This is a genomic window from Flavicella sp. IMCC45537 (assembly GCF_057197705.1).
In genome coordinates this window covers 82648-108406 of sequence record NZ_CM170067.1, presented here as the reverse complement: position 1 = coordinate 108406, position 25759 = coordinate 82648, and the positions used below count along the sequence as shown (strand labels likewise).

Here is a 25759-nt window from a genome sequence, read left to right as displayed (position 1 = left end):
TAGCTGTTTTCCTTAGCGGATGCAAAACTAGATCTTTTTATCGTTACAACAATGAAAAAAATCGCTTTTTTTGAAATTATTTTATTCCCAAAACCTACCCGCCTTAAAACATGCGTTTTAAAACAAAATCTTTTTTATATAAACAGAAACAATACCCGAACTTATAACCGATTCAACAAATAGTATCAGCATGTAAACGCAAAAAAACGCAAACATGAAACTTGAAGAAATATATTTACAGAAAACCTAAAAACAGAAAAGCCTCTATTATTATATAAAAGAGGCTTTTCTGAATAGTATTATCTATATCTAAACGACAAAGGTGGTAATTTTAAGATTTTTATATTTTTTAGACAGCGTAGCATAAGAGATTTCATTCAATTTATTTTCATCTTGAAATATACTATTTTGAAAAAAACGTGTTAATCTACTTACTACTCTTTCCAAATCCTGGGTTAGATCTGATTTTTTAACAACCAAAACCAAATGTTGGCTTTTTCTTAAAACTTCTTTTATTGAAACTAGATTATCCTGTATCCAAACACCTGCTTTACCAGTTTTTGAATTTTCACAATTCAAAACTAAAACATCAACATTATTCAATGCATTGATATCTTTATCAGAAACTGTATTAAAATAAGGAGTCCCTCTTAAATTAGAATACCTTGTGATTGCCTTAGGAAACAACTCTTCTACTTGACTCATCACATCTTGATTGGAAGTTGCTGGAAACACTTTAGTTCCCATTTTTTTCATTTGCTTTTTAAACAACTTGAGTCGTCCTGATTTTTCTAAATCAATAAAATTAACTCCTTTCGATTTTGCCAAACTAATATTCGGCAATACATTTTCATTTGGTCTCATAGCGTACAATTTTTAATTTAACTTTTCCTAGATAAGTGATCACAACAAAAAAACACTTACAATCAGTAAGTTAAAAATAAAAATCAAAAAAAACAAGCAGTAGTTATAGAAATTATGTTACTTATATAGCTCAAACCATGTAAACATTTCGTTAAATGCCCTATCCCTTACCTCTATTGATGACAAAAACAAATCATGAAGACCATTCTCAATAGACGCGAACTTTATATTAGGTCCCAACAACGGACCGATCCTTTTCATATCTTCTACATTCAAGACTGTATCCTTAACAGAAACCTCCTTAATATGTTTTTTAGGTTTTAATGACTTCTCCGAATGCATTAAAAGAATAGGAATTTCAATACTAGAATCCGCAAGACTTCTTTGAGCCTCAATAATAGCAACAAACCACTTAAAGTAAACAGGAAATCCTTTGATAGGCTTCCATGCCAAATTAAAATTCCATTCCCCTTTGAAGTTTTCATGAAGACTTTCTGCATAGATTGGTGACAATCCTTTATTACTATACCCCTTTGGAGAAACATATGTTAGAAGTTTTACTACTCTATACATACAACTTGTTAGTAATCGCGATTGATTCATATCAAAAAATGGTGAATTTAAGACCAATCCTGTAATAAAACTCTTGTTTTTACCTTGACTCATATAGCAGGTTGCTATCAACCCTCCCGTTGAATGTCCTAATAAATAAACATTTTGACTGTTTTCCTTAATTTTTTCTATCGCAATATCAATCTCTTCATAATACTCGCTTATACTACTACAATAATTTGATCTATTACCTTTTCGTAAGGACCTACCATACCTCCTTAGGTCTAAGGCATAAAAATCAAAACCAAAATCATAAAATTTTTCCGCTACATGAGGATGAAAAAAATAATCTATATATCCATGTAAATATAAAACAGCCCTGTTTGAGTTTTTATTCTTTTTTGACTTAATAAATGTCGCGCAAAGTACTCCATCGTCTTGATTTTCAATGTCAATATTTTCAAATTCAAAATCAATATTCAAATCTAATTCCATCTTTTTTTTATTAAAATTAAAAAAGCCCCATAAACATTTACTAAAAAGAGAGTCTCGTCTCTTCAAAAGAATAAGCAATAATTACCCTAGATTTTTTTCAAATGCTTTTCTAGGACTATTTCTCATTTCCACCAACCCTCTATAGTTATAATTGAACTTTTCAAAAAGATACAACATCGTGTCATTATCATAATTCGTATCAGCACGTAGACATTTTATGTTTTTATTTGAAGCAAACAACTCAACCTCCTCTAAAATAAGACTAGAAAAACCTTTACCCACATATTCCTTTGAAATTGCTAAACGATGAAATACAATATAATCTCCATTAAACTTCCAGTTGCCTTTCAATTTTTCATACGCGGGTTCATTATTTACCATCAAAGCAACATAACCTACAATTATATTATCAACTAGCAACACAAACCCTGTTTGGTTCAAAACATCATTTTCAATCACTTTCAAATTCGGGTAGCCATCCTGCCACTGAGAGCTTCCTTCATCCTTCCTTTTGGCTATTGCTGATTTTAAAATATTCCACACAGCACCAATTTCATCCAACCGAACCCTTCTAAACTCTGTCACCATCATTAAATGTTTTTAAAACTCTTTATTCAAGATTTGCTCCATCACCCAAGTGGTTTTTTCTGCGGTACTACCAGAAGATGGATGATTAATTCCACACCTTAATTGTTTCTCTATATTCTCTACATGATGCAATTGTATAGGATCCGGATTTTCTATAAACAAAGATTCCTCTTTGTCTTTGGTTTGTAAAAAAATCTCTTCCTCATTAAAAACAGAAAAACGAATCACACCTCTACTCCCCAGGACTTCAACCTTGTCAATCCGCTCACTTGCGCCAAAATTCCAAGAACCTGAACCTGTAATTCCATTACTATGCTTCCAACAACCTACTACCGAATCCATCGCTGAATAGATCCCTTGTTGATTCGTTGACAAACCATTCACAGAAACAATATCTCCTAATAAATACATAAACAAATCAAGAGCATGACTTGCCAAGTCGTCAAAGTACCCACCATAGGCAATTGCTTTGTCGGTTCTCCAATTATAAACATCAGACCTATCAAGCTCACTGGCTGTTCGAGTATATCTATAGTTTATATGACGAATCTCCCCTATCTCGCCAGTATCTAACCATTCCTTAATTTTCAAGAACCTAGGTAAAGATCTTCTGTAATAAGCTACAAACAATGGTAAAGAGCGTCTTTTAAAAGTATTGGTTATTTCAACACATTCACTATGAGAAGGTGCCATTGGCTTTTCAATACAACATGGTTTACCTGCTGCTGCAACTTTTAAGGCATAAAACTTATGCGTATCTGGTGGAGTAGCAATATATACGGCATCAATATCTGGGTTCTGTATCAACGCATCGGCATCCGAATAAAATAAAGGAACATTATGTCTTTTTGCATAATCCTCTGCCTTCTCAAGATCTCTTCTCATTACAGCTAGTACTTTGAAGCTCTCTACTTGTTGATACGCAGGACCACTTTTTTTTTCGGTTACATCGCCGCAACCTATTATTCCCCAATTGTACTTTTTCATTTCTCTAAAAATCAATTTTTCTTTATAAACAGCATTACAATATACAATGATATCTTAAGGAATAAACGTTGTGAAAACATTTTTAAGCTATATATACTATTAATTACTATTTTTGTGACAAATTTCAAAAATGTCCTCAAAAAAAGATTGGTTTACCGATTGGTTCAACACCAAGTACTACCATATATTATATCAGCATCGAGATGATTATGAAGCACAAGTTTTTATGACAAATCTTGTAAATTATCTTGAAATCCCTAAAGGAAGTTCTATTTTAGACCTAGCTTGCGGTAAGGGAAGACATTCTATCTTTTTAAACTCTCTAGATTATAAAGTTACGGGAGCCGATCTATCAATAAACAGTATTAAACACGCGAGTGAATCTAAAAATAAAACTTTAGATTTTATAGTTCAGGACATGCGACTACCCTTTCCTTTAAAGGTAGATGCTGTGTTTAATTTATTCACAAGTTTTGGTTATTTTGCTGATGACACAGAGGACATTCGTGTTATTGAAAACATAAAAAACTCCTTAAACAAGAATGGAGTTGCCGTTATTGATTACCTAAACGTTGTTAGAACAATTGAGAATTTGACCGCTAGTGAAACCATTTTTCTTGACGATATCGAATTTCAAATCAGCAAGGAAGTAAAAAACGATTTTATCATCAAAAAAATCGAATTTACTGTGGATGGGAAATATCATAGTTACTTTGAACGTGTTAAATGTCTTACTTTGGAGCGTTTTGAAAAAATTATCACCTCAGCAGGATTGAAAATAAAAAACACATTTGGTGATTACAATTTGCATGACTTTGATCGAGAAAACTCCAACAGATTAATTCTAATTATAGAAGAATGATTTATATATTATTAATAACATCTGTATTAATTGGAGCGCTTTTAGTTAGCATTTTCAAACCTAAACAAAATGCTGTTCGATTACTACTTTCTTTTAGTGGTGCGTATTTATTAGCCATTACAATTCTACATTTATTACCTGAAGTATTTGGACCTGCGCATGTAGGACATGTGCACGATGCTGTAAGTGCAAAAACAGTAGGCTCATTTATTTTGATAGGAATTTTAATTCAATCGATTTTAGAATCATTTTCCAAAGGAGCGGAACACGGACATATACATCATCACTCCCATTCAACTGAGTTTCCATGGCTGCTTTTTGTTAGCCTAAGTTTGCATTCTTTTTCAGAGGGAATTCCAATTGGATACCAAGAAGACTCAGAATTACTTTGGGCTATCATCGTTCATAAAATTCCAATTAGTATTGTTTTAGCAACTTTTCTATTAAATTCTAGCATTTCAAAAACCTATAGTTATCTTTTTATTCTTCTATTTGCATTGATGAGTCCGCTTGGATTACTCGCTTCTGAAAGATTTTATTTTTTTATTCATTACCATAAAGAAATTACGAGTATTACCATTGGTATATTTTTACACATATCAACCATTATTCTTTTTGAAAGTTCAAAAGACCATAAATTCAATTACTCAAAATTTATTGCAATCCTTTTAGGAATGGGGATTGCATTTATTGGATCCTAATTTTTTGCAATCCATGTACAATTAACTTGATTTCCTAAACTTCTTTTCTTATATTTGAACTTTATCAAGTAATCTATAAACTAATATTACCCCCTTGTTAGTACTATGGCACAATACAACACCAATACCTCGAAGGCTTCGTTAAAGCCGTTAAAAGTTAACAATCTTTTCAACCAATATTTAGCAATCAAAAAATCTAAAAGAACACTCATGGATGTTTTTCTGTGGTGGGAAAGAAAGAGAATACCATTTAATATTATTGTTTTAGCACTGTGTTATACTTGTTTTGAAATACAAAAAATAGCAACGCATGCTACTGCCGATCTTTTCACAAAAAGAGAATTGATTTTATTTATTATTGGATACAACATTATCTACTCTAGCTTTTGTGTGTTAGAATTTTTTATCAAAAAAAGCAAAAGTTTTGCACCTAACATGTTCAAAAATGCTTTGTTTATTTGCACAGTAGTTGTGACAATCCCTACTCTTTTTCATATCCTGGAGTCAATTGCGTTTTAGGCAAAAATAAATGAAACTGAAAGCTGTCATTTCAAGGTTTTATTTTGCTCCGAATTATTTTAGGAACAAATTCTAAAATGTATCTTTGCGTTTCGAAAACAAACAAGTAGTTTTCCTTAAAACACAAGATCAACCATGTCCTTTTTAGAAGAAATACAACGTAGACGTACTTTTGGAATTATTTCACATCCAGATGCTGGAAAAACAACACTTACAGAAAAGCTATTGTTATTTGGTGGAGCAATCCAAGAAGCCGGTGCCGTAAAAAATAATAAAATAAAAAAAGGAGCAACTTCTGATTTTATGGAAATTGAACGTCAGCGTGGAATTTCTGTTGCTACATCGGTACTTGCCTTTATCTACCGTGACAAAAAAATAAACATTCTTGACACACCTGGACACAAGGATTTTGCAGAAGACACCTTTAGAACTCTTACAGCCGTTGACAGTGTTATTGTTGTGATTGACGTTGCAAAGGGAGTAGAAGCTCAAACTGAAAAGTTAGTTGAAGTTTGTAGAATGCGTAAAATTCCAATTATTGTATTTATCAATAAACTTGATAGGGAAGGTAAAGATGCGTTTGATCTGCTTGACGAAGTGGAACAAAAGCTAGGATTGACAGTTACCCCTATGAGTTTTCCTATCGGAATGGGTTACGATTTTAAGGGAATTTACAATTTATATGAGAAAAAAATCAATCTCTTCTCAAACGACCAGAAAACAACCGTTGCTGAAGGTATTGAATTTACAGATATTGAAAGCCCTGAACTAGATGAAATTGTTGGAGAAAATTCTGCCAATACTTTACGTGAAGAACTTGAAATGGTTGAAGGAGTGTATCCTCCTTTTAACCAAGAGGAATATTTAAGCGGAGATTTGCAACCTGTATTTTTTGGTTCTGCATTAAACAATTTTGGAGTAAAAGAGCTTTTAGATTGTTTTGTTGACATCGCTCCTACGCCACAACCAAAAATGTGTGATACTCGCTTGATTGACTCAAAAGAAGATAAACTTACTGGTTTTGTATTTAAAATACATGCCAATATGGATCCTAAACATAGAGACAGGCTGGCTTTTATCAAAATCGTGTCTGGTACTTTCAAAAGAAACCAACCTTATTTACATGTAAGAAATAATAAAAAGGTAAAATTCTCTAGCCCAAACACCTTCTTTGCCGAAAAGAAAGAAATTGTTGACATCTCTTACCCTGGTGACATTGTTGGACTTCATGATACGGGTAATTTTAAAATTGGAGACACTTTAACTGAAGGAGAAAAAATAAACTTCAAAGGAATTCCTAGTTTTTCACCTGAGCATTTTCGTTACGTGAACAATGCTGATCCTTTAAAGGCAAAGCAACTTTACAAAGGTTTAGATCAATTGATGGACGAGGGAGTAGCTCAATTATTTACATTAGAATTAAATGGTAGAAAAGTAATTGGTACCGTAGGTGCACTACAATATGAAGTTATCCAATACAGATTGGAGCATGAGTATGGAGCAAAATGTACGTACGAAAACCTACCGATGCACAAAGTATGTTGGGTAGATCCTACCGAAAACAATGAAGAGTTTAAAGAGTTCAAAAGAGTTAAACAAAGGTATTTAGCAAAAGACAAAAGAGGCCAATTGGTGTTTTTAGCTGATTCGGCTTTTACAATTCAAATGACTCAAGACAAATACCCATCTGTAAAACTTCATTTCACAAGTGAATTTGAATAGGTCATAACAATTTGAAAAAGCTATTTTCCTTTTTATTTCTCCTCTCTGTCCACATTCTAACTGGGCAGCAAAAAGAATATGATCTTTCTGAGCTCAAAGGATACAAGACTACAAATAGCATTAAATTAAATTATATTCCTGTAGATGTACAAGCAGGTGAATCAGGTCGTGATGAAATCCCCATGGGAGTATTAGGATTGCATTATGACTTTACGCTAAATAAAAATTTCTATGCTGGTATTGGTATGTTTGCAGCAGTAGAAGGAGATCAAGGAGGACTATTCACTTTAGGAGCTGAAGTCGGTTTTCAGGAGCAAATTATTGGCAATTTTTTCTTAGACACTGATTTACATTTCGGTGGCGGTGGCGGATATCGATACCTTGTAAAAGATGGTGCCTATATTAACTACAACGTTGGGTTCAAATACCAAACCGATAAAGCTGCACTCGGTTTACAATACAGTTATTTTAATTTTTATAACGGATATATTGAAAGTTCAAGTTTCTCAGTTTTTGCCAGCATCCCTACTTCTTTAATTTTTACTGATTACGAAAACGCGAATAACACATACAAACCCCACTCGTTTCAAGAAAAATATTTTTGGAATAGGCCAGCGAATAAAAATGGGTTAACCTTAAGATTTGATCATTTTCTACCTACAGGTGACACCAAAGATCAATATGGAGACCCACTCACGAATACGCTCTATTTAATGGGCTTTGAATACGATCATTATCTAAACTATAAAACCTATGCATATCTTCAACTTGATGCCATCTACAAAGGTTTAGAATCTGGATTTATGGATTTATTTTTAGGTATTGGTTATGAAGCCATTCAAACGAAGTCGTTTAAAATATCAACCAAATTTGGTGCTGGAGCATCAGGTGGTAGAGTTGAACGCGAAGGCGGATTCACCATTTACCCTAGCTTATCATTAGAACATAAGCTATATAAAAATCTTTCTTTAGAATTTCATGGTGGCTATGTCTTGGCTCCTTTCGGAAATTTTGAAGCATATACCTTTGGTTACGGAATAAAATACAACACTTTTTCAAGTGGGATTCAGCATAAGGAGTTAAACGAAAATGTCATTGCAAAAACAAATGGGATTCGTTTAATACTTCAAAACCAAACGTACTTCCGAGCTGCAAGTACAGAAGTAAAACCTTATGATTTACAACTAATTGTTGTTCAAATCAACAGAGACCTTTCACAACACTTCTACATAACAGGCCAAGCAGCATTTACTTATGAAGGTGAAGCTGGCGGTTATGCTGACGGTATGGTAGGTTTTGGGTACTACACTCCAAAAGTACTATACAAAAAAATTGAATTCAATATAGAAGCGCTAGTGGGGGTAGCTGGCGGTGCTAGAATTGATACAGGCGCTGGAATTGCTGTAAAACCAAAAATAGGAATGAACTATGTTCTAAACCCCAAATTTTATATTACCTCTAGTATAGGTAAAATGATTGCTCCTTATGGCAATTTAAACTCTACGCTTTTAGGAATAGGATTCTCTTATAACTTTGCTAAACTAAACGTCAAGAATCAGTAAAAACTAGAATTCTTAAAAGCAAAAACTACTAAATATCATACAATTTTCTAACATAAACCATTTAATAGATTCTATATAGATAATTTCCAATTATCACATTGATAACAAGCCTCTTGACAGATTAATAAATCAACGAAAAATTATTTAAATTTAATAAGATATTTATTTATGTATCTAAATAATTATCATAATGTTATTTCTTTTGCATCGTCCTATTATAATTTTTTTTAAATTAGGTTTATCTTTAAATTTGTATAAAAAATAAAACATTTAATCATGGCTATCAAAAAACAATATTTAAAAAGTAAACCAGTTTGTAAAGTAACATTTGAAGTACCGGCAAAAGAATCTAAATCTGTTTCTGTTGTAGGTGATTTTAATGCATGGGACTCTGAAGCTTCTCCTTTAAAAAAATTAAAAAACGGTAATTTCAAAGCTGTTTTTCCATTCAAATCTGGTAATTCATATGAATTCAAATACATCATTGATGGAGAATATATCAATGAAGAAAAAGCAGATTCTTTCGCATGGAATGATTTTGCAAATTCTGAAAATAGTGTTTTAGAATTGTAAAACTTATTTCTAATAATAAAAAAATGCCTGATGCTATTTATGTAGCCTCAGGCATTTTCTTTTATAAAAACTCGTCATAAAAAAAATCTATATAAAAATCAATTATAAAAATTGAACAAAACAGCAGAGAAACCTAATAAAAGGTATATTTGTAATCGAAAAATTAAATCATTTAAAACATATATATTATGGCAGTATTAGTAGGAAAAAAAGCTCCTCAATTTAATGTACAAGCAGTAGTTAATGGTGGTGAGTTTGCAGAAAACTTTACACTAGAACAATTTCAAGGAGAGAAATATGTATTATTATTTTTCTACCCAAAAGATTTTACTTTTGTATGTCCAACAGAATTGCATGCATTCCAAGAGAAATTAGCTGAATTCGAAAAAAGAAATGTACAAGTAATTGCTGCATCTACAGATACAGAACAATCTCACTGGGGATGGTTGCAAGTACCTAAAGACCAAGGAGGAATTCAAGGTGTAACATACCCAATTATTGCTGATACAAATAAAACTATCTCTAAAAACTATGATGTTTTAGCTGGAGATTATTTCTATGACGATAACGAGCAATTACAAGCGCAAGGAGAATTAATCGCATACAGAGGATTATTCTTAATTGATAAAGAAGGTGTCGTACGTCACCAAATAGTAAACGATTTACCACTAGGTAGAAACGTTGATGAAGCTATTAGAATGGTTGATGCATTACAATTCAACGAAGAACATGGTGAGGCATGTCCAGCAAACTGGAACTCTGACAAAAAAGGATTAACTACTACTCATGAAGGTGTAGCTAGCTATTTAGCAGAAAACTAAAATTTAATGATAATTTCATACGCATATCGCGTACTGAAACTTTATCTTAAATAATTAATAAAACTCTCGAATAACTTCGAGAGTTTTTCTTTTTAATGTATTTTTGAATTCAAATTATAAAAATAAACTATGGCAACTATTACACTTAAGGGAAATCCTTTTCAAACTATTGGTGAATTACCTAAGACAGGAACCGAAGCACCAAATTTTTCATTGAGAACAGTAGAATTAAACAATATTTCATTAGCAGACTTTGCTGGAAGTAAAGTTATCTTAAACATTTTTCCAAGTGTTGACACAGGTACGTGTGCTACCTCTGTAAGAACCTTTAATAAAACTGCAAGTGACTTAGAAAACACCAAAGTAATCTGTATTTCTAGAGATTTACCATTTGCTTTTGCTCGTTTTTGTGGTGCAGAAGGAATTGAAAATGTAGTAAGTGCTTCTGATATTTCTGGAGATTTTGCTGCTGATTACGGTTTAAAAATTACAGAAGGACCACTTGAAGGCTTATGTTCTCGCTCTATTGTTGTACTTGATGAAAATGCTAATGTAATCTATACAGAGCAAGTTCCTGAAACTGTAGATGAACCAAACTACGAAGCTGCAATCAACGCTTTGAAATAATGACAAAAAAAGACAATTTTATTGTAAATAGGATTAAAAGTTTTTCTTTTGTATTCAAAGGAATCTCAATTCTAATAAAATCCGAAAACAGTATCAAAGCACAATTGTTTATTAGCCTAATAATGATCGTTTGTGGTTTTGTCTTTAAAATTTCTATTACAGAATGGGCGATTCAAATTCTATGTACAGGTGCTGTCCTTACAGCAGAATCGTTAAACACTGCAGTAGAAAAAATAGCAAATTTTATTCACCCCGATTATCATAAAAAAATCGGGGTAATAAAAGATGTTGCAGCAGGAGCTGTTGGCTTTACTGCTCTTACGGCTATAATTATTGGTGGACTTATTTACATCCCAAAAATTATTGCTCTATAAATATTATTCAGATCAATCTTCTAACCTCAGCTATTTTTTGAATGAAAAAACCTAAGAAAGAAAAAGAAGTCAAAGAAAAAAAAGAACGTTTTGTAAAAACTAAAGAATTTTTCAAAAACAGACAGGTACAAACTGTTGCTGGTGTTTTTACCGTTCTCTTCGGTTTATTTTTATTTATCTCTTTCTTATCATTTCTCTTTACTTGGCAAGAAGATCAAAGTTTATTATCTGAATTTGCAGATAAATCCATAGAATCCAAAAATTTACTTGGAAAAATTGGAGCAAGTATCAGCCACTTTTTTATTTATGATGGTTTCGGTATTGCCTCCTTTATCATTCCCATCCTTACCATGTTTGCTGGAGCTTATATGCTTCTAATGATCAATCTTAGAAAAATATTCAAATCGCTTAATTGGGCTATTTTAGGAATGATTTGGGTTTCAACCTCTTTCGCTTTTTTAAGTAAAAAATATAGCATTGTAGCAGGAACCATTGGAATTGAATTAAACGAATACTTAACTACTTATCTAGGAAACACAGGTCTTGCTATCATTTTAATTTTTGGGTACAGCTGTTATGCCGTGATTCGTTTTAAAATTACGCCTGAAAAAATTAAATCTTGGTTCCCTGAGAAAACAACAAAAACTTCTCCTAAAGCATCAACTGAAGAATCAGAAGACGTGGTTGTTGAAAATGTACTTCCCGAAGAGGCAGCAGCAGAAGAAGAAATTAAGGAAGTTGCTAAAAAAGAAGACCTAGAAATTAACGATCCAATAGAAGAAAAGGAATCCGTTAGTGTAGAACAAAAAAAATCAGAATTTGAATTATCGGTTGAAAACTTACAGCCAACCATAAAAAATCATTCTTCAATAGACAAAGAAGAAATAAAAGAAGAACCAGCTTCTACTTTAGAAGTCATTATTCCTGAGGAAGAAACTGCCAAAGAAGATGTGTCAATTGCCATTGAAGAAACGGCAAAGGAGGAAAAAGTTGAAGAAAACCTAGCCAATAATTTGGTAGAAAAGTTTGGTGAATTTGATCCTACATTAGAATTAGGAAGCTTCACCTTCCCTACTCTAAATTTACTAAAAGAATACAATGAAAGCATTGCCGTAGATGCGGAAGAGCTTGAATTGAACAAAAATAAAATTGTTGAGACTTTAAAAAATTATAAAATTGGTATCGCCCAAATAAAAGCGACCGTTGGGCCGACTGTAACACTATATGAAATTGTACCTGAAGCTGGTATCAGGATTTCTAAAATTAAAAATTTAGAGGATGATATTGCCCTGTCCTTAGCGGCACTTGGAATTCGTATTATTGCACCGATTCCTGGTAAAGGAACAATTGGTATAGAGGTACCGAACAATAAGCCTAGTATTGTTTCTATGCGCTCTGTGATTGCTTCTACTAAATTTCAAGAGTCTAAAATGGAATTACCTATCGCATTAGGTAAAAATATCTCTAATGAAACTGTTGTTATAGATTTAGCCAAAACCCCTCACCTTTTGATGGCGGGTGCTACTGGACAAGGAAAATCCGTTGGATTGAATTGTATTCTAACTTCTTTACTTTATAAAAAGCATCCTGCAGAAGTTAAATTTGTTTTAGTAGATCCTAAAAAAGTAGAACTTACTTTATTTAACAAAATAGAGCGTCATTATTTAGCCAAATTACCTGATGAGGCTGAAGCCATTATAACCGATACTACCAAGGTTGTTAATACCGTGAATTCTCTTTGTATTGAAATGGACGAGCGTTATGACTTGTTGAAAACCGCCATGGTAAGAAACATAAAAGAATACAACGAAAAATTTAAGTCCAGAAAATTAAACCCTGAAAACGGTCATAAATATTTACCGTATATCGTTTTGGTTATCGATGAGTTTGCAGATTTAATTATGACTGCAGGTAAAGAGGTAGAGACTCCAATTGCTCGTTTGGCACAGTTAGCTAGAGCCATCGGAATTCACTTAATTGTAGCTACTCAACGTCCTTCTGTTAACGTAATTACAGGTATGATTAAAGCCAATTTCCCTGCTAGAATTGCCTTTAGGGTAATGTCTGCGATAGATTCTAAAACTATTTTGGACGCATCTGGGGCCAATCAGTTGATTGGACGTGGAGACATGCTATATACAGGAGGTAATGAAAGCATAAGGATTCAATGTGCTTTTGTTGACACCCCTGAAGTTGAAAAAATCACAGATTTTATTGGATCCCAGCGTGCATATCCAGAAGCTCATATCCTTCCAGAATATGTTGGAGAAGATGGTGGCACGAATCTTGACATAGATATTGACGATCGAGATAAATTATTTGAAGAAGCGGCTAAACTTATTGTAATTGCACAACAAGGTTCAGCTTCTTTATTACAAAGAAAATTAAAATTAGGTTACAATAGAGCTGGTAGATTAATTGATCAATTAGAAGCAGCTGGAATTGTGGGACCTTTTGAAGGAAGTAAAGCCAGACAAGTAACAGTCCCTGATTTACCTTCTTTAGACGAATTATTAGCGAACGAAAAAAAATAGTTCCGTAAAACTCAGAAATACATGAAAAACCTGACAATATCCATATGCACCCTATGTCTTTTATTATTTACTAACCATGTAAATGCGCAAAGCAAATCAGAACAATTACTGAACGAAGTATCTTCAAAAATGTCGAGCTTTAAAAACATGTACATAAAATTCAGCTACGTTCTCGAAAACAAAGAAGTTGATATGATTCAAGAAGCTTTTGGGACCGTATACACAGAAGGAGAAAAATACCACCTAGAATTTATGGACAATATTTTTCTATACGACAACAACAATACTTATGTTATTTTAACGGAAGATGAAGAAATCAATGTCATTGACGGTAACTCTGATGAGGACATGCTAAACCCTTCAAAATTATTATTCTTTTACAAAGAAGGATTCACCTATGAATGGCAAGATTTAAAAACTATCGATGGGGCCAAAATTCAACATATAAAATTAACTCCTATTGATAGCGAATCCGAAGCTTCATACTTTATCTTAGGAATTAATAACACAACAAAAATTATTCATAGTATAAAGGAATTTGGCAACAACGGCACCGTTACTGTATTTCGTATAGAAGAATTCAAGGCAAATCAAGATATCTCGAAAAATCTGTTTATTTTTGACGAATCAAAATACGCTGAACAGAACTTTACAATCAACAAATAAAACAAGCTATTTCCTTGAGAATTCTTGACCAGTACATCATAAAGAGTTTTTTAAAACCTTTTTTTGCGACATTCTTTATTGTAATGTTTGTATTGGTGATGCAATTTTTATGGTATGCCTTTGATGAAATTGCGGGTAAAGGTATTGATATAGCTTATATTTTAAAATTTTTGTGGTATACATGCCTTAATGTAACCCCAACAGCATTACCTATTGGAGTATTATTATCTTCCATCATGGCCTTGGGGAATCTCTCCGAAAATTATGAAATGGCTGCCATCAAATCAGCTGGGATCCCTTTGCTAAGAATCATGCGTCCTTTAATTATTCTAACGCTGTTTATTAGTTCTATCAACTTCTTATTTTTAAATAATATATATCCGTATGCCTCTTTAAAACAAAGAAACTTACTTTTTAACATGCGAAAACAGAAACCTGCGCTTGCTTTGTTAGAAGGAAGTTTTAATACGGAGATTCCTGGATATAGTATTTATTTTGAAAAAAAATACGGCCCAGAAGAAAACCTATTGAAAAATGTTAGGATTTACGACTTAAAAGGAGGTAAAAAAAATGATGTCTGTATCACAGCTAAAAAAGGAGAAATAACCACCGAATCAGGAAGTAAGTACATGACCTTGCACTTAACGGATGGTTATTATTTTGAAGATCATTCTCAGTCAAAAAAGAAGAAAACTGACAGAGATAAAATGCCTGCCTCTTCAGCAAAATTTGAAACTTACAAAGTAAACATAGACATCTCATCTTTGAGTAGTAATGATTTAGATTTAGAAAAATACAAGAAACATTACATGATGTTAAATGTAAAACAATTGTATTCTCAATCTGATAGTTTAAAAATGTCTTATGACACCTACATCAATGCCAAAGCTTCTTCATTTTATATAAGAAACTATGGTGATAAATTATACAAAAGACCAGACAGTCTGATCCGATCTGATTTAAGTCAAGACTTACTTGAAAATTTTAAAAACACAGGTAAAGTTTCAATTACTCAAAACGCTCTCAACAGCCTAAAAAAACCTTTGAGAACCATTCAAGTTTTCAAAGAAAGCTACAAAGGAAAACGAAAAATATTAAACCTATTTGATTACGAATACCATTTTAGGTTTGCCTTCTCATTATCATGTATCCTATTATTCTTTATTGGAGCACCTTTAGGATTTTTAATAAGAAAAGGTGGTTTTGGTTTGCCTATGGTTATGGCTATCCTTATTTTTGTAATCTATTTCTTTATCAATTCAATGGCTAAAAATATAGCCGAAGAAAGCTCTATTTCATCTACTATTGGCGGATGGCTTTCTAGTATGATAATATTCCCTATTGGAATATACCTTACAAGAAGAGCTAGTAAAGGAACTGCATCGTTTAACTTCGATGCACTATCACTTGCTATAAAGGCAATTATCAAACGTTTTAAAAAACAAAAAGAACCGGAAAGGTTATGACACAAGACGACAAACAAACAGATGACATGAAATTGAATACAATTCAAGAAGCTATTGCAGATATACGTGCTGGAAAAGTAGTAATTGTAGTAGATGATGAAGACAGAGAGAATGAGGGAGATTTCATTGCAGCTGCAGAAAAAGTAACTCCAGAAATGATCAACTTTATGGCCAAATATGGTAGAGGGTTGATTTGTGCACCTCTAATTGAAGAGCGCTGTGAAGAATTAGGTCTTAACATGATGGTGAACGACAATACCGTTTTACACAATACTCAATTTACAGTTTCAGTAGATTTAATTGGGAGTGGATGTACAACTGGAATTTCTACCCATGATAGATCTAAAACAATTTATGCTTTAACGGACAAAAACACACGTCCTATAGATCTTGGTAGACCTGGACATATTTTCCCATTAAAAGCTAAAAAAGGTGGAGTACTTAGACGTACAGGACATACTGAGGCTGCGGTAGATTTAGCGCGTTTAGCAGGCTTAGATCCTTCTGGTATTTTAGTTGAAATACTAAATGAAGATGGTTCCATGGCCCGTTTACCTGAATTAAAAAAGGTAGCAAAAGAATTTGACCTTAAACTGATCTCTATTGAAGATTTAGTTTCTTATAGAATGCAACATGATTCTTTAATTAAAAAAGTAGAAGACTTTGATGTATCTACTCGTTTTGGAGATTTTAGACTAAGAGCTTACAGCCAAACTACAAATGATCAAATCCATATTGCCATTACAAAAGGAAGTTGGAAAAAAACGGATGAAGTGTTGGTTAAAGTAACTCCAAATTCTTTTGGAAATGACATCTTAGGAACACTTCAGAATAACATTGATGATAAGCTTCAAAGTATTTTTGGACTGATAGAAAAAGAAGGAAAGGGTGCTGTTGTTTTTATCAACCAAGAAGTACAATCTTTTAACCTTTTACAAAGGCTACAGAATCTAAAAAACAAGAATACACAATCTACTTCTAAACCAAGTTCTAAAGGTATGGATGATAAAGATTTTGGTATTGGAGCTCAAATTCTACATGATTTAGACATCTATAACATTAAATTAATATCTAACTCTGACACGATTAAAAAGAGAGTTGGAATGACTGGTTACGGATTAAAAATTACCGATAGAATACCTTATTAAGCCTATTTTTAAAAATAAAAAAAAGCGATTGAATAAAATTCAATCGCTTTTTTTATTTCGTATAAATACCTTTTGCAAATCCACTTCCATGACATGATGTCCAAAAAACATCTTTATCAAAAGGATCAAATTCAAACCCCGTTATTTTATCTACTTGTCCCAAACCATAATTATGTTTAGACCAACTTTTACCACCATCTCTTGTTAGGTAAATTCCACTATTTAAAAATTTAACACTTTTACCAGGGGCAACAATTACTGCAATCATTTTCGAATCCAAAGGAGATACTTTAACCATCTTTATATGAGGCATCTCAAATATCTTCTCCCAAGATTTACCTTTGTTTTTACTTTTAAAAACACCTCCTTCTCCCAGCTTGGCTTCACCCTCACCACAAGCTATATAAATTACACCTTTCTTATCGACCTCTACAAAACCAACTGTTTTAATTTTATTCGGAATTTTAACTTGTTTCCATGATTCACCATCGTTAACGCTTTTAAACAAACCACCCGGCTTTTTGCCAAAACCTGTTCCCAGTCCTGCATAAATGTTTTTATATTTCTCATCATAGGTCATTTGCATTACATTCGGCTGCTCAGGTAAGCCTTCATTATTTAAACTCCATGATTTCCCTCCATCCCCACTTAAATACGCTCCAAAATCTTTAAAATCCGTCATCCTTAAATATCCATTGACCATCCATTTGGCCGTATGCCAGCCTCGCTGGGTATGAGATGGTATTGTAAACAACATTCTTTTGGAATCTTTTTTATCAATAATATGACTAAACATAAACAAAACACCAGCTTTATTGAACTTTACAATAGGTTCCTCGGGAACATTAAACCACGTTTTACCTGCATCTGTTGATTTTCTTAGAGTTCCTGCATGATTTTGTCTATTTGGTAATATATAAAATATAGCAGGGTCATTTGGGTCTATCGATATTTCTGGTGCACTCGTTGCTCTTTTCTCTTCTTTAGAAACTTCCTGAGTTTGTCCTTCTATTTGTTTCATAGCAACAGCACCTTTATAAACCTTATCACCATCCGTTGTGGATTGCCATATTCCATGCTCTTCCGATGCAAACAAATACTCCCCTTTTCTTTGAGTATCCACATTCAATCCAAATCCTGGCAAATTACTATTTCCACGACCTACCCAATGCCCATTTCCTTTTTCAGTTTCTATATCATCTCTTTGTTCCCAAGTTTTACCATTATTTTTAGAGATAAAAAGTTGCTGATCATAAACTGTAAACACTTCTCCTTTCGAATTAATCTGCAAATCCCTAAAAGCTTTAGAACTTCCTTCTGAATTTGCTGTAGCATCTAAATGAGAGAAATTCATATTCCCTCCTAAAGGATTATTTCTACTTGCCCAGTACTCTTTATCAACCTGATGTTTCCAATAGTTACCCGCTCTAGCACAAACAAACCAAGTTTTACCTCCGTCTTCTGTTTTCATTAATTCTGATGGAGAAAAACTAAAATCATGCTTTATATTATTTGAAATATAAATTTCATTGGGATTTAAGGGATTTACCACTAATCTATTGTATACTGGCATAGTTGATTTTGGTAACTTTGGGTATTTCTGTTTCAATTCTTTGATCGAAATCCCTAACCAAAATGCTACCGTTCTATAATAATAATTCTTTGACGGATAATCTGAAATCTGACTCATATCAATCGCAAGATTTCCGGTAATAGAATTCCAAGTAACACCATTGTCTGTACTTTTATAAATCCCTCCAGTTGTTTTTACTGAACCTTCGATACCTTCATAATGAGTTTGTAGCAACAAATACAAATAAAACTGATTCGTTTTCTTATTGAAATACATCTGTATATCGCGCGCATCATTAAAAGGTAACCCCGTTTTTCGTTCCTTCCAACTCTTCCCCGCATTATTAGAAGTATAAAACCCATAATTCGTAAGTACGTACAAATTATTTGAATTTCTAGGATCAACTATAATTCTCGTTACATCTAATTCCTCGGAAATGCCCTCCATTATTCTTGTCCAAGTTTTACCTGCATCAGTAGTTTTATAAATAAAACCATATTCTGTATTTCTATAGGAATTACTATGAGGATTTTTTAAACTTCTGTATACCCCTTTCACTCTCCAACTTTGTCCTGCACCAACATACCACACCTGATCATCAAATGGATCTATGGCAATAGCATTAAATTTCTTTTTGCTAGGAAACCCTTTTATTTCTGTCCATGATCTACCTCGATTATTCGTGGTAAAAATAGTTCCTGAAGCACCTTTCATAATCCCAAAATCATGGTTCAAAGAAGAGAATGCTGTTTTATAAGGTTTAATCTTACTCCCTAGCCCATCAAAATCATTTAAGGTCTGCCAAGAATCCCCTTTATTCCAAGTACCATATCCATTTCCCATATCATAGTTTAAAAACATAGTATTGCTATCGAAGGGGTGAATATTTAATTCCTCACTGTAGCCTGAAGTTCCAGGACCAATCACTGTCCATTTCACAGTTGGGTCACTTTCTACTCTTTGGGTTTGAAGTTTTTTAAAATAATTTCTCTCTTGTGCAAATGACAAAATTTGTGTCAAGAAAAATAATATAAATAGTGATTTTCTCATAATGATAAATATTACATAGGGTATTACCTAACCAAAGATAAAAACCTTACGCATAGAAAATCAATCAACTAGCAAGATTAGAACATATCTTCTATAGTTTAGACGATATGTCATTTTTTACCAATTACTACTATAATAAAAATTTGGGTTAAAAAGACATTTGTGGCTGTATCAAGATAGTTTCCCTTTCTTTTTGAAATAAAAAAGCTTTCAACAGGCCACGTAACAGTATTTTAGAATCACTTACCTCTAACCAACTCCCCTCTTGCAATCCTATCACTGGAGTATCATTATATATATGATATTCTTTTATTCGTGTTTCTCTAGTCTCGCCTTTATGAGTTGAATTCGCATCCGCTTCTATAAAATGTGCATTTATATTAAAGGGTATCACTTTTAAAGTATCGAAACTTTGTGGCATCATAATTGGCATGTCATTAGTTGTTTGCATGGTGATTCCACAAATATTTGAACCAGCACTCGTTCCTAAATAAGGCACTCCCCTATCAATAGATTTTTTTAGTGGATACATTAAATCCAATTCTTGCAATTTTGCAACCAAAACAAATGTATTTCCTCCTCCTACAAAAATCCCTTGAGCGTTCTCTATAGCATTTACAGGATTTGCAAACTCATGTAACCCTTTTACTTTTATACCCAACTTAGAAAAACCATTTGCTGCAATAGTAGTATAATCTTTATAAGACAAACCAGAAGGTCTTGCATAGGGAATAAACACTATCTCTGTCACCCCTTGAAATAAGTTCTTTAATTCTGGCTCTAAATATTCTAAGTACCCGCTTCCGTGTATACTAGAAGAACTGGCCAAAATTAGATTTTTCATTATTTTTTATTTTTTAAGGATTTTTCAAATTTAGTCATTAAATATTTCAAAGAAAAATGCATCTTTACTGCTAAATTCAACTTTTATGAGGGTATTTCGATACTTGTTTTTCAGTCTCACATTTGTACTTTTCGCTTTTACAATGCACAAATATTATATGAGTATTTCTCATGTAAAATATGTTCCAAATCAAGAATCTATTCAATTAACCCTAAGAGTATTCATTGATGATTTACAACAAGAAATAAACGAAACCAACAAGTCTGATATAGAACTTGGGACAAAAAGAGAACCAAAAAATGTAGATAGTATCTACACCTCATATTTGAATACCAATTTTTTAGTTGAAATTAATGAAACTCCATGCTATCTAGATTATATAGGGAAAGAATATACAGATGATATGGCCGTTTTTTATCTTGAAATTTTGAATGTAAAAAACATTCACAAATTAAAAATAGAAAACACTATCTTATATAAAACACTCCCGCAGCAAGAAAACATCGTTAAATTAAATATTTACGATAAAAACAAAAGTTTTATTCTAACAAAAAAACAAACTGTGGCTTTAATAAATTATTAACGAAGCCTATCTTAATTATTAATACATTTGTTGTTACACAAAAATAATCCAATGAAAAAAATCTATTCTATCGTAACCTTATTCCTACTAGGAATGAGTATTTCGGGAATTGCCCAAGAAACGGAAACAAAAACTGGCCACACGAATACAAATAAATTCAAACAATTAAAAGATGAATTTGCAACTCCTAATAGCCAACATACGGCTTCCGGAGCACCAGGTGTTAATTACACCCAACAGAAAGTTGATTATAAAATGGATATTGTTTTAGATGATGCAAACCAAAAATTAAGTGGTCATGAGTCTATCGTCTACCATAACAACTCGACAGATGAATTACGATACTTATGGGTACAACTAGATCAAAACAAAAGAGCCCTTGATTCAAAATCTCCTGATATAAAAGGAGGTGGTCCGGAAATCCTATACAGTCCTGAAAAATTTGCTGCGGACTTTATAGACAAGCCATTTGATGGAGGTTTCAATATCATCCATGTACAAGATGCAAAGGGCAATGCTCTTTCCTACAAGATCAACCAAACAATGATGCGAATCGAATTGCCGAAACCTTTGGCTTCAGGTAAAAAATTTCAATTTCAAATAAAATGGTGGTATAATATCAATAACCATGTTCCACAAAGAGATAGATCAGGTTACGAACATTTTGAGAAAGATGGAAACAATTTATACGTAATTGCACAATTCTATCCTAGACTAGCCGTTTACAATAACGTTGAGGGATGGCAAAACATGCAATTTTGGGGAAGAAGTGAATTTGCTTTAGAATTTGGAGACTTCCTTGTGAACATTACTACTCCAAAAGATCATATTTTAAATGCAACTGGTGTTTTAACTAATCCTAAAAAAGTTTTAACAAAAACCCAATTAGAAAGGCTAGAGCAAGCTAAAAAATCATTTGACAAACCAGTGATTATTGTTTCTCAGGAAGAAGCTATAGAAGCGGAAAAGAAAAATAGTACTGAGACTAAAACATGGAGTTTTGATGCAAAAAACGTAAGAGATTTTGCTTTTGCATCTTCTAGAAAATTTATTTGGGATGGGATGGCTGTTGACATTAACGGTAAAACAGTTATGGCTTATTCGCTTTACCCAAAGGAAGGAAATCCACTTTGGGAAGAATATTCAACTAAAGTTGTAGCACATACCTTAAAAGAATACTCTTCATATACTTTTGATTATCCATATCACAAGGCTATTTCGGTACATTCTAAAAACCAAGGAATGGAATACCCTCAAATTTGTTGGAATTATGGTAGACCAAGACCGGATGGAACTTATGACGACAGAACGAGAGATGCCATGATTGGTGTCATTACACATGAGGTAGGTCATAACTTTTTTCCTATGATTGTAAATTCTGATGAACGCCAATGGACATGGATGGATGAAGGATTGAATTCGTTCGTTGAAACACTAACTGAGCTATCCTTCGATGAAAATTTCAATACGGGTAATTTACCAAAAGATATTATTCCTTACATGGATGGAGATCAAAGCAACATATCCCCAATCATGACACAAGGAGATAATGTGCACCAATTTGGACCAAATGCTTATACAAAACCGGCAGCAGGGCTTTATTTATTGCGAGAAACAATTATGGGACATGAGTTATTTGATTATGCCTTTAAAACATACGCTCAAAGATGGATGTTTAAACACCCAACTCCTGAGGATTTTTTCAGAACTATGGAAGATGCTTCTGCCGTTGATTTAGATTGGTTTTGGAGAGGTTGGTTCTACACTACAGATTTCACAGACATTGGTGTAAAATCTGTAAGTCAATACAGAGTTACAAGTAAACCAACACAAGATATTATCAAGTTGGCTAAAAAATATGGTATCCCTGTAGAACAAATTAGACCTGGAATTTATTTATCTACAGATCCAGAAACAGAAGGAGAACCTAAAAGTCCTTTGGATATCAAAATACTGAAAGATTATATAGATACAAACTATGAAAATGTAGCAGATGCTGAAATCCCAGGTTATTTTTATGAAATTACTTTTGAAAAACCAGGAGGCTTAGTAATGCCAATCATTGTAGAATACACATACGAAGACGGAACTAAAGAATCTAAAACATATCCTGCTCAAATTTGGAGTAAAAATGACAAGGAAGTCAATAAAGTAGTGGCGTCTAAAAAGGCAATTACTAGTATACAAATTGATCCAAATTTAGAAACTGCAGACGTGAATGTTGAAAACAACCTTTGGCCTAGAGCTGAGAAATCTGAATTTGACAAGAAAAAAGAAGAATTAGCGAAAAAATAACAGGCTATAACTTTACAAAAACCGACCTTATAGGTCGGTTTTTTTTTCTTAAAAAATACTTTACAAGTTTGTTAACATCTTACCTTTTATTAACTCATAATTAATCGTATTTTTGATTTTTATAATATCATATTTGAATGGGAAAAATCATTGCTATTGCTAACCAAAAGGGAGGTGTTGGAAAAACAACTACAACAGTTAATCTAGCGGCGTCACTTGGTGTTTTAGAAAAGAAAATTTTACTTATTGATGCTGATCCTCAAGCGAATGCTTCTTCTGGATTGGGTATTGATATTGAAACGATCACGGCAGGAACTTACCAAATTTTGGAACATACGGTATCAGCCAAAGATGCAATACAGGCTACCAGTTCTCCTAATGTAGATATTATTCCTGCACATATCGATCTTGTTGCAATTGAAATTGAACTTGTTGATAAGCAAAATAGAGAGTACATGCTGAGGCAGTCTTTGGAAGAAATAAAAGACGACTATGACTATATTTTAATTGACTGTGCTCCATCTCTAGGATTGATTACTTTAAATGCTTTAACCGCTTCTGACTCGGTAATTATTCCTATTCAATGTGAATATTTTGCTCTAGAAGGATTAGGTAAATTGTTAAACACAATTAAAAGTGTTCAAAAAATTCACAATTCTGATTTAGATATTGAAGGTCTATTACTTACTATGTTTGATTCTAGGTTACGTTTATCGAACCAAGTAGTAGAAGAGGTTAAGAAGCATTTTAATGAAATGGTCTTTAATACAATTATTCAAAGAAATACTCGTTTAGGAGAAGCGCCTAGTTACGGTGAAAGTATCATTGCATATGATGCCACTAGTAAAGGTGCCGAGAACTATATCAGTTTGGCTAATGAAGTATTAAAAAAGAACTCGTAATGGCAAAAGCAACCAAAAAACAGGCATTAGGTCGAGGACTATCTGCACTGTTAAATGAAAACTCTACTACAACTGAATCCACAGAAAAGTCTGTTGGAAATATCATCGAGCTAGAGCTAAGTAATATTGAAGTCAATCCTTTTCAACCTAGAAGCTATTTTAATGAAGAGGCATTAACAGAACTATCAAATTCCATCAAAGAACTTGGAGTTATACAACCCATCACCGTTAGAAAACTAGAGAATAATAGTTTTCAATTAGTATCTGGTGAGCGACGTTTTAGAGCTTCTAAACTGATTGGTAACAAAACGATACCAGCTTATATCAGAACTGCCAACGATCAAGAAATGTTGGAAATGGCTTTGGTTGAAAATATCCAAAGAAAAAACCTTGATCCTATCGAGGTTGCTTTGTCCTATCAAAGACTGGTTGAAGAAATAAAACTTACACAGGAGGAATTGAGTTCACGCGTTGGTAAAAAAAGATCTACTGTTACTAATTACTTAAGATTATTAAAACTAGATCCTATAATTCAAACGGGAATGAGAGATGGTTTTTTATCTATGGGACATGGTAGAGCCCTTATCAATGTTGAATCTATTGATGAACAACTTGTTATTTATGAAAAAATTTTAAAAGACAAGCTTTCTGTTCGTCAAACCGAAGAATTGGTTAAAGAACTTAAAAATGTTTCGCAAACTAAAAAGACAAGCAAAACAGCAGTTCCGTCTTTTGTAAAATCAGGTGTACCAACCATCAGTGAATTTTTCGGACATAAAATTTCAGTTTCTGTAAATGCCAAAGGAAAAGGTAAAATTTCAATTCCTTTCCATTCTGAAGAAGATTTCAATAGAATAAAAAAACTACTGGAATAAGTGTTTACAAAATACACATACATTGTTGTTTTATTAGTTGTCACTAGTTTTGGAACTCTTAAAGCTCAGGATAGTACTCCGCAGATTACAAGTGAAGATATCATTAAATCGGAAGGTTATAACCCATTAACACCCGCTAGAGCTTCATTTTATTCGGCAATATTACCTGGTCTTGGGCAAGTATACAATAAACAAGCTTGGAAAGTTCCTTTTGTTTATGGTGCCATGGCGACAAGTATGTATTATTTTACAATCAATAATGAATCTTATAAAAGATATCGAACGGCTTTTAAAATTAGAGAAGCTGGATATCAAGATGAGTTTACAAATGATGACGGTTCAACAAGAATTTCGAGAGAAGGTCTTATTAGCGCTCAAAAAACGTTAAAACAAAATAGAGAAACATCATTACTATTATTTATTGGTTTTTATGTTTTACAAATAGTAGATGCGAGTGTTAGCGCGCATCTTTTACAATTTAATGTCAATGATAAAATATCATTTGACCCACAAATATATAGTGACCCCAACGATAACAAGCCATTTGTTGGACTTACTTTTAATTATAATTTTTAA

The 25759-nt window shown here is 32.8% G+C and carries 24 protein-coding genes; 18 read left to right on the top strand and 6 right to left on the bottom strand.

Going from position 1 to position 25759, the window contains the following annotated elements; genetic code table 11:
• Positions 1-309 precede the first annotated feature (309 nt).
• The 4 genes from AC2DGP_RS00510 to AC2DGP_RS00495 all read right to left on the bottom strand — a co-directional run bounded on the left by AC2DGP_RS00510 (position 310) and on the right by AC2DGP_RS00495 (position 3486).
• Positions 310-864: a hypothetical protein gene (locus tag AC2DGP_RS00510; RefSeq protein ID WP_484491079.1), complete on the bottom strand. Its 555-nt coding sequence runs from the start codon at positions 862-864 to the stop codon at positions 310-312.
• 117 nt (positions 865-981) lie between these two features.
• On the bottom strand, positions 982-1911 hold the full coding sequence (locus AC2DGP_RS00505; protein ID WP_484491078.1) for an alpha/beta hydrolase: 930 nt from the start codon (positions 1909-1911) through the stop codon (positions 982-984).
• An 81-nt stretch (positions 1912-1992) separates the two neighbouring features.
• The gene (locus AC2DGP_RS00500) at positions 1993-2502 is read right to left on the bottom strand and encodes a GNAT family N-acetyltransferase (RefSeq protein ID WP_484491077.1); all 510 of its coding nucleotides are present in this window, start codon (positions 2500-2502) and stop codon (positions 1993-1995) included.
• A 9-nt stretch (positions 2503-2511) separates the two neighbouring features.
• On the bottom strand, positions 2512-3486 hold the full coding sequence (locus AC2DGP_RS00495; protein WP_484491076.1) for a Gfo/Idh/MocA family protein: 975 nt from the start codon (positions 3484-3486) through the stop codon (positions 2512-2514).
• Between the two features lie 130 nt (positions 3487-3616).
• On the opposite strand from AC2DGP_RS00495, the gene AC2DGP_RS00490 reads away from it, so the two are divergent.
• The 13 genes from AC2DGP_RS00490 to ribB all read left to right on the top strand — a co-directional run bounded on the left by AC2DGP_RS00490 (position 3617) and on the right by ribB (position 17061).
• Positions 3617-4348, top strand: coding sequence for a class I SAM-dependent methyltransferase (locus tag AC2DGP_RS00490; protein ID WP_484491075.1), 732 nt, complete (start codon positions 3617-3619; stop codon positions 4346-4348).
• The gene (locus AC2DGP_RS00485) at positions 4345-5049 is read left to right on the top strand and encodes a ZIP family metal transporter (protein ID WP_484491074.1); all 705 of its coding nucleotides are present in this window, start codon (positions 4345-4347) and stop codon (positions 5047-5049) included. Before AC2DGP_RS00490 ends, AC2DGP_RS00485 begins: the two co-directional genes overlap by 4 nt.
• 105 nt (positions 5050-5154) lie before the next feature.
• Positions 5155-5568, top strand: coding sequence for a hypothetical protein (locus tag AC2DGP_RS00480; RefSeq protein ID WP_484491073.1), 414 nt, complete (start codon positions 5155-5157; stop codon positions 5566-5568).
• A gap of 135 nt (positions 5569-5703) precedes the next feature.
• Positions 5704-7290 (top strand): peptide chain release factor 3, encoded by a 1587-nt coding sequence (locus AC2DGP_RS00475; protein ID WP_484491072.1) that lies wholly within the window; start codon positions 5704-5706, stop codon positions 7288-7290.
• A gap of 11 nt (positions 7291-7301) precedes the next feature.
• Complete coding sequence (locus tag AC2DGP_RS00470) at positions 7302-8852, top strand: hypothetical protein (RefSeq protein ID WP_484491071.1); 1551 nt, start codon at positions 7302-7304, stop codon at positions 8850-8852.
• 276 nt (positions 8853-9128) lie between these two features.
• Complete coding sequence (locus AC2DGP_RS00465; RefSeq protein WP_484491070.1) at positions 9129-9425, top strand: isoamylase early set domain-containing protein; 297 nt, start codon at positions 9129-9131, stop codon at positions 9423-9425.
• Positions 9426-9613: 188 nt separating this feature from the next.
• Positions 9614-10246, top strand: a complete 633-nt coding sequence (locus AC2DGP_RS00460; RefSeq protein ID WP_484491069.1) for a peroxiredoxin — start codon at positions 9614-9616, stop codon at positions 10244-10246.
• A gap of 129 nt (positions 10247-10375) precedes the next feature.
• Positions 10376-10873: a thiol peroxidase gene (gene tpx / locus AC2DGP_RS00455; protein ID WP_484491068.1), complete on the top strand. Its 498-nt coding sequence runs from the start codon at positions 10376-10378 to the stop codon at positions 10871-10873.
• Positions 10873-11247 (top strand): diacylglycerol kinase family protein, encoded by a 375-nt coding sequence (locus AC2DGP_RS00450; protein ID WP_484491067.1) that lies wholly within the window; start codon positions 10873-10875, stop codon positions 11245-11247. Before tpx ends, AC2DGP_RS00450 begins: the two co-directional genes overlap by 1 nt.
• 41 nt (positions 11248-11288) lie before the next feature.
• Positions 11289-13781 (top strand): FtsK/SpoIIIE family DNA translocase, encoded by a 2493-nt coding sequence (locus tag AC2DGP_RS00445; protein WP_484491066.1) that lies wholly within the window; start codon positions 11289-11291, stop codon positions 13779-13781.
• Positions 13782-13802: 21 nt separating this feature from the next.
• On the top strand, positions 13803-14447 hold the full coding sequence (gene lolA1 / locus AC2DGP_RS00440; protein WP_484491065.1) for an outer membrane lipoprotein periplasmic chaperone LolA1: 645 nt from the start codon (positions 13803-13805) through the stop codon (positions 14445-14447).
• 14 nt (positions 14448-14461) lie between these two features.
• On the top strand, positions 14462-15913 hold the full coding sequence (locus AC2DGP_RS00435; RefSeq protein WP_484491064.1) for an LptF/LptG family permease: 1452 nt from the start codon (positions 14462-14464) through the stop codon (positions 15911-15913).
• Positions 15910-17061, top strand: coding sequence for a 3,4-dihydroxy-2-butanone-4-phosphate synthase (gene ribB, locus AC2DGP_RS00430; RefSeq protein ID WP_484491063.1), 1152 nt, complete (start codon positions 15910-15912; stop codon positions 17059-17061). Before AC2DGP_RS00435 ends, ribB begins: the two co-directional genes overlap by 4 nt.
• Positions 17062-17113: 52 nt before the next feature.
• Here ribB and AC2DGP_RS00425 read toward each other — a convergent pair whose 3' ends face one another.
• On the bottom strand, positions 17114-19684 hold the full coding sequence (locus tag AC2DGP_RS00425; RefSeq protein WP_484491062.1) for a VPS10 domain-containing protein: 2571 nt from the start codon (positions 19682-19684) through the stop codon (positions 17114-17116).
• Positions 19685-19832: 148 nt separating this feature from the next.
• Positions 19833-20528 carry a dipeptidase PepE gene (gene pepE, locus AC2DGP_RS00420; RefSeq protein WP_484491061.1) on the bottom strand — a complete coding sequence of 232 codons (696 nt, stop codon included), beginning with the start codon at positions 20526-20528 and terminating at the stop codon, positions 19833-19835.
• An 85-nt stretch (positions 20529-20613) separates the two neighbouring features.
• Here pepE and AC2DGP_RS00415 point away from each other — a divergent pair, with 85 nt between their 5' ends.
• From AC2DGP_RS00415 to AC2DGP_RS00395, 5 genes are all read left to right on the top strand, one after another.
• Positions 20614-21111, top strand: coding sequence for a DUF6702 family protein (locus AC2DGP_RS00415; protein ID WP_484491060.1), 498 nt, complete (start codon positions 20614-20616; stop codon positions 21109-21111).
• 51 nt (positions 21112-21162) lie between these two features.
• Positions 21163-23406 (top strand): M1 family metallopeptidase, encoded by a 2244-nt coding sequence (locus AC2DGP_RS00410; protein ID WP_484491059.1) that lies wholly within the window; start codon positions 21163-21165, stop codon positions 23404-23406.
• 137 nt (positions 23407-23543) lie between these two features.
• Entirely contained in the window at positions 23544-24308 is a 765-nt protein-coding gene (locus AC2DGP_RS00405; protein ID WP_484491058.1) for a ParA family protein, read from the top strand.
• Positions 24308-25183, top strand: a complete 876-nt coding sequence (locus AC2DGP_RS00400; protein ID WP_484491057.1) for a ParB/RepB/Spo0J family partition protein — start codon at positions 24308-24310, stop codon at positions 25181-25183. The genes AC2DGP_RS00405 and AC2DGP_RS00400 overlap by 1 nt, the downstream gene beginning before the upstream one ends.
• Entirely contained in the window at positions 25184-25759 is a 576-nt protein-coding gene (locus AC2DGP_RS00395; RefSeq protein ID WP_484491056.1) for a DUF5683 domain-containing protein, read from the top strand.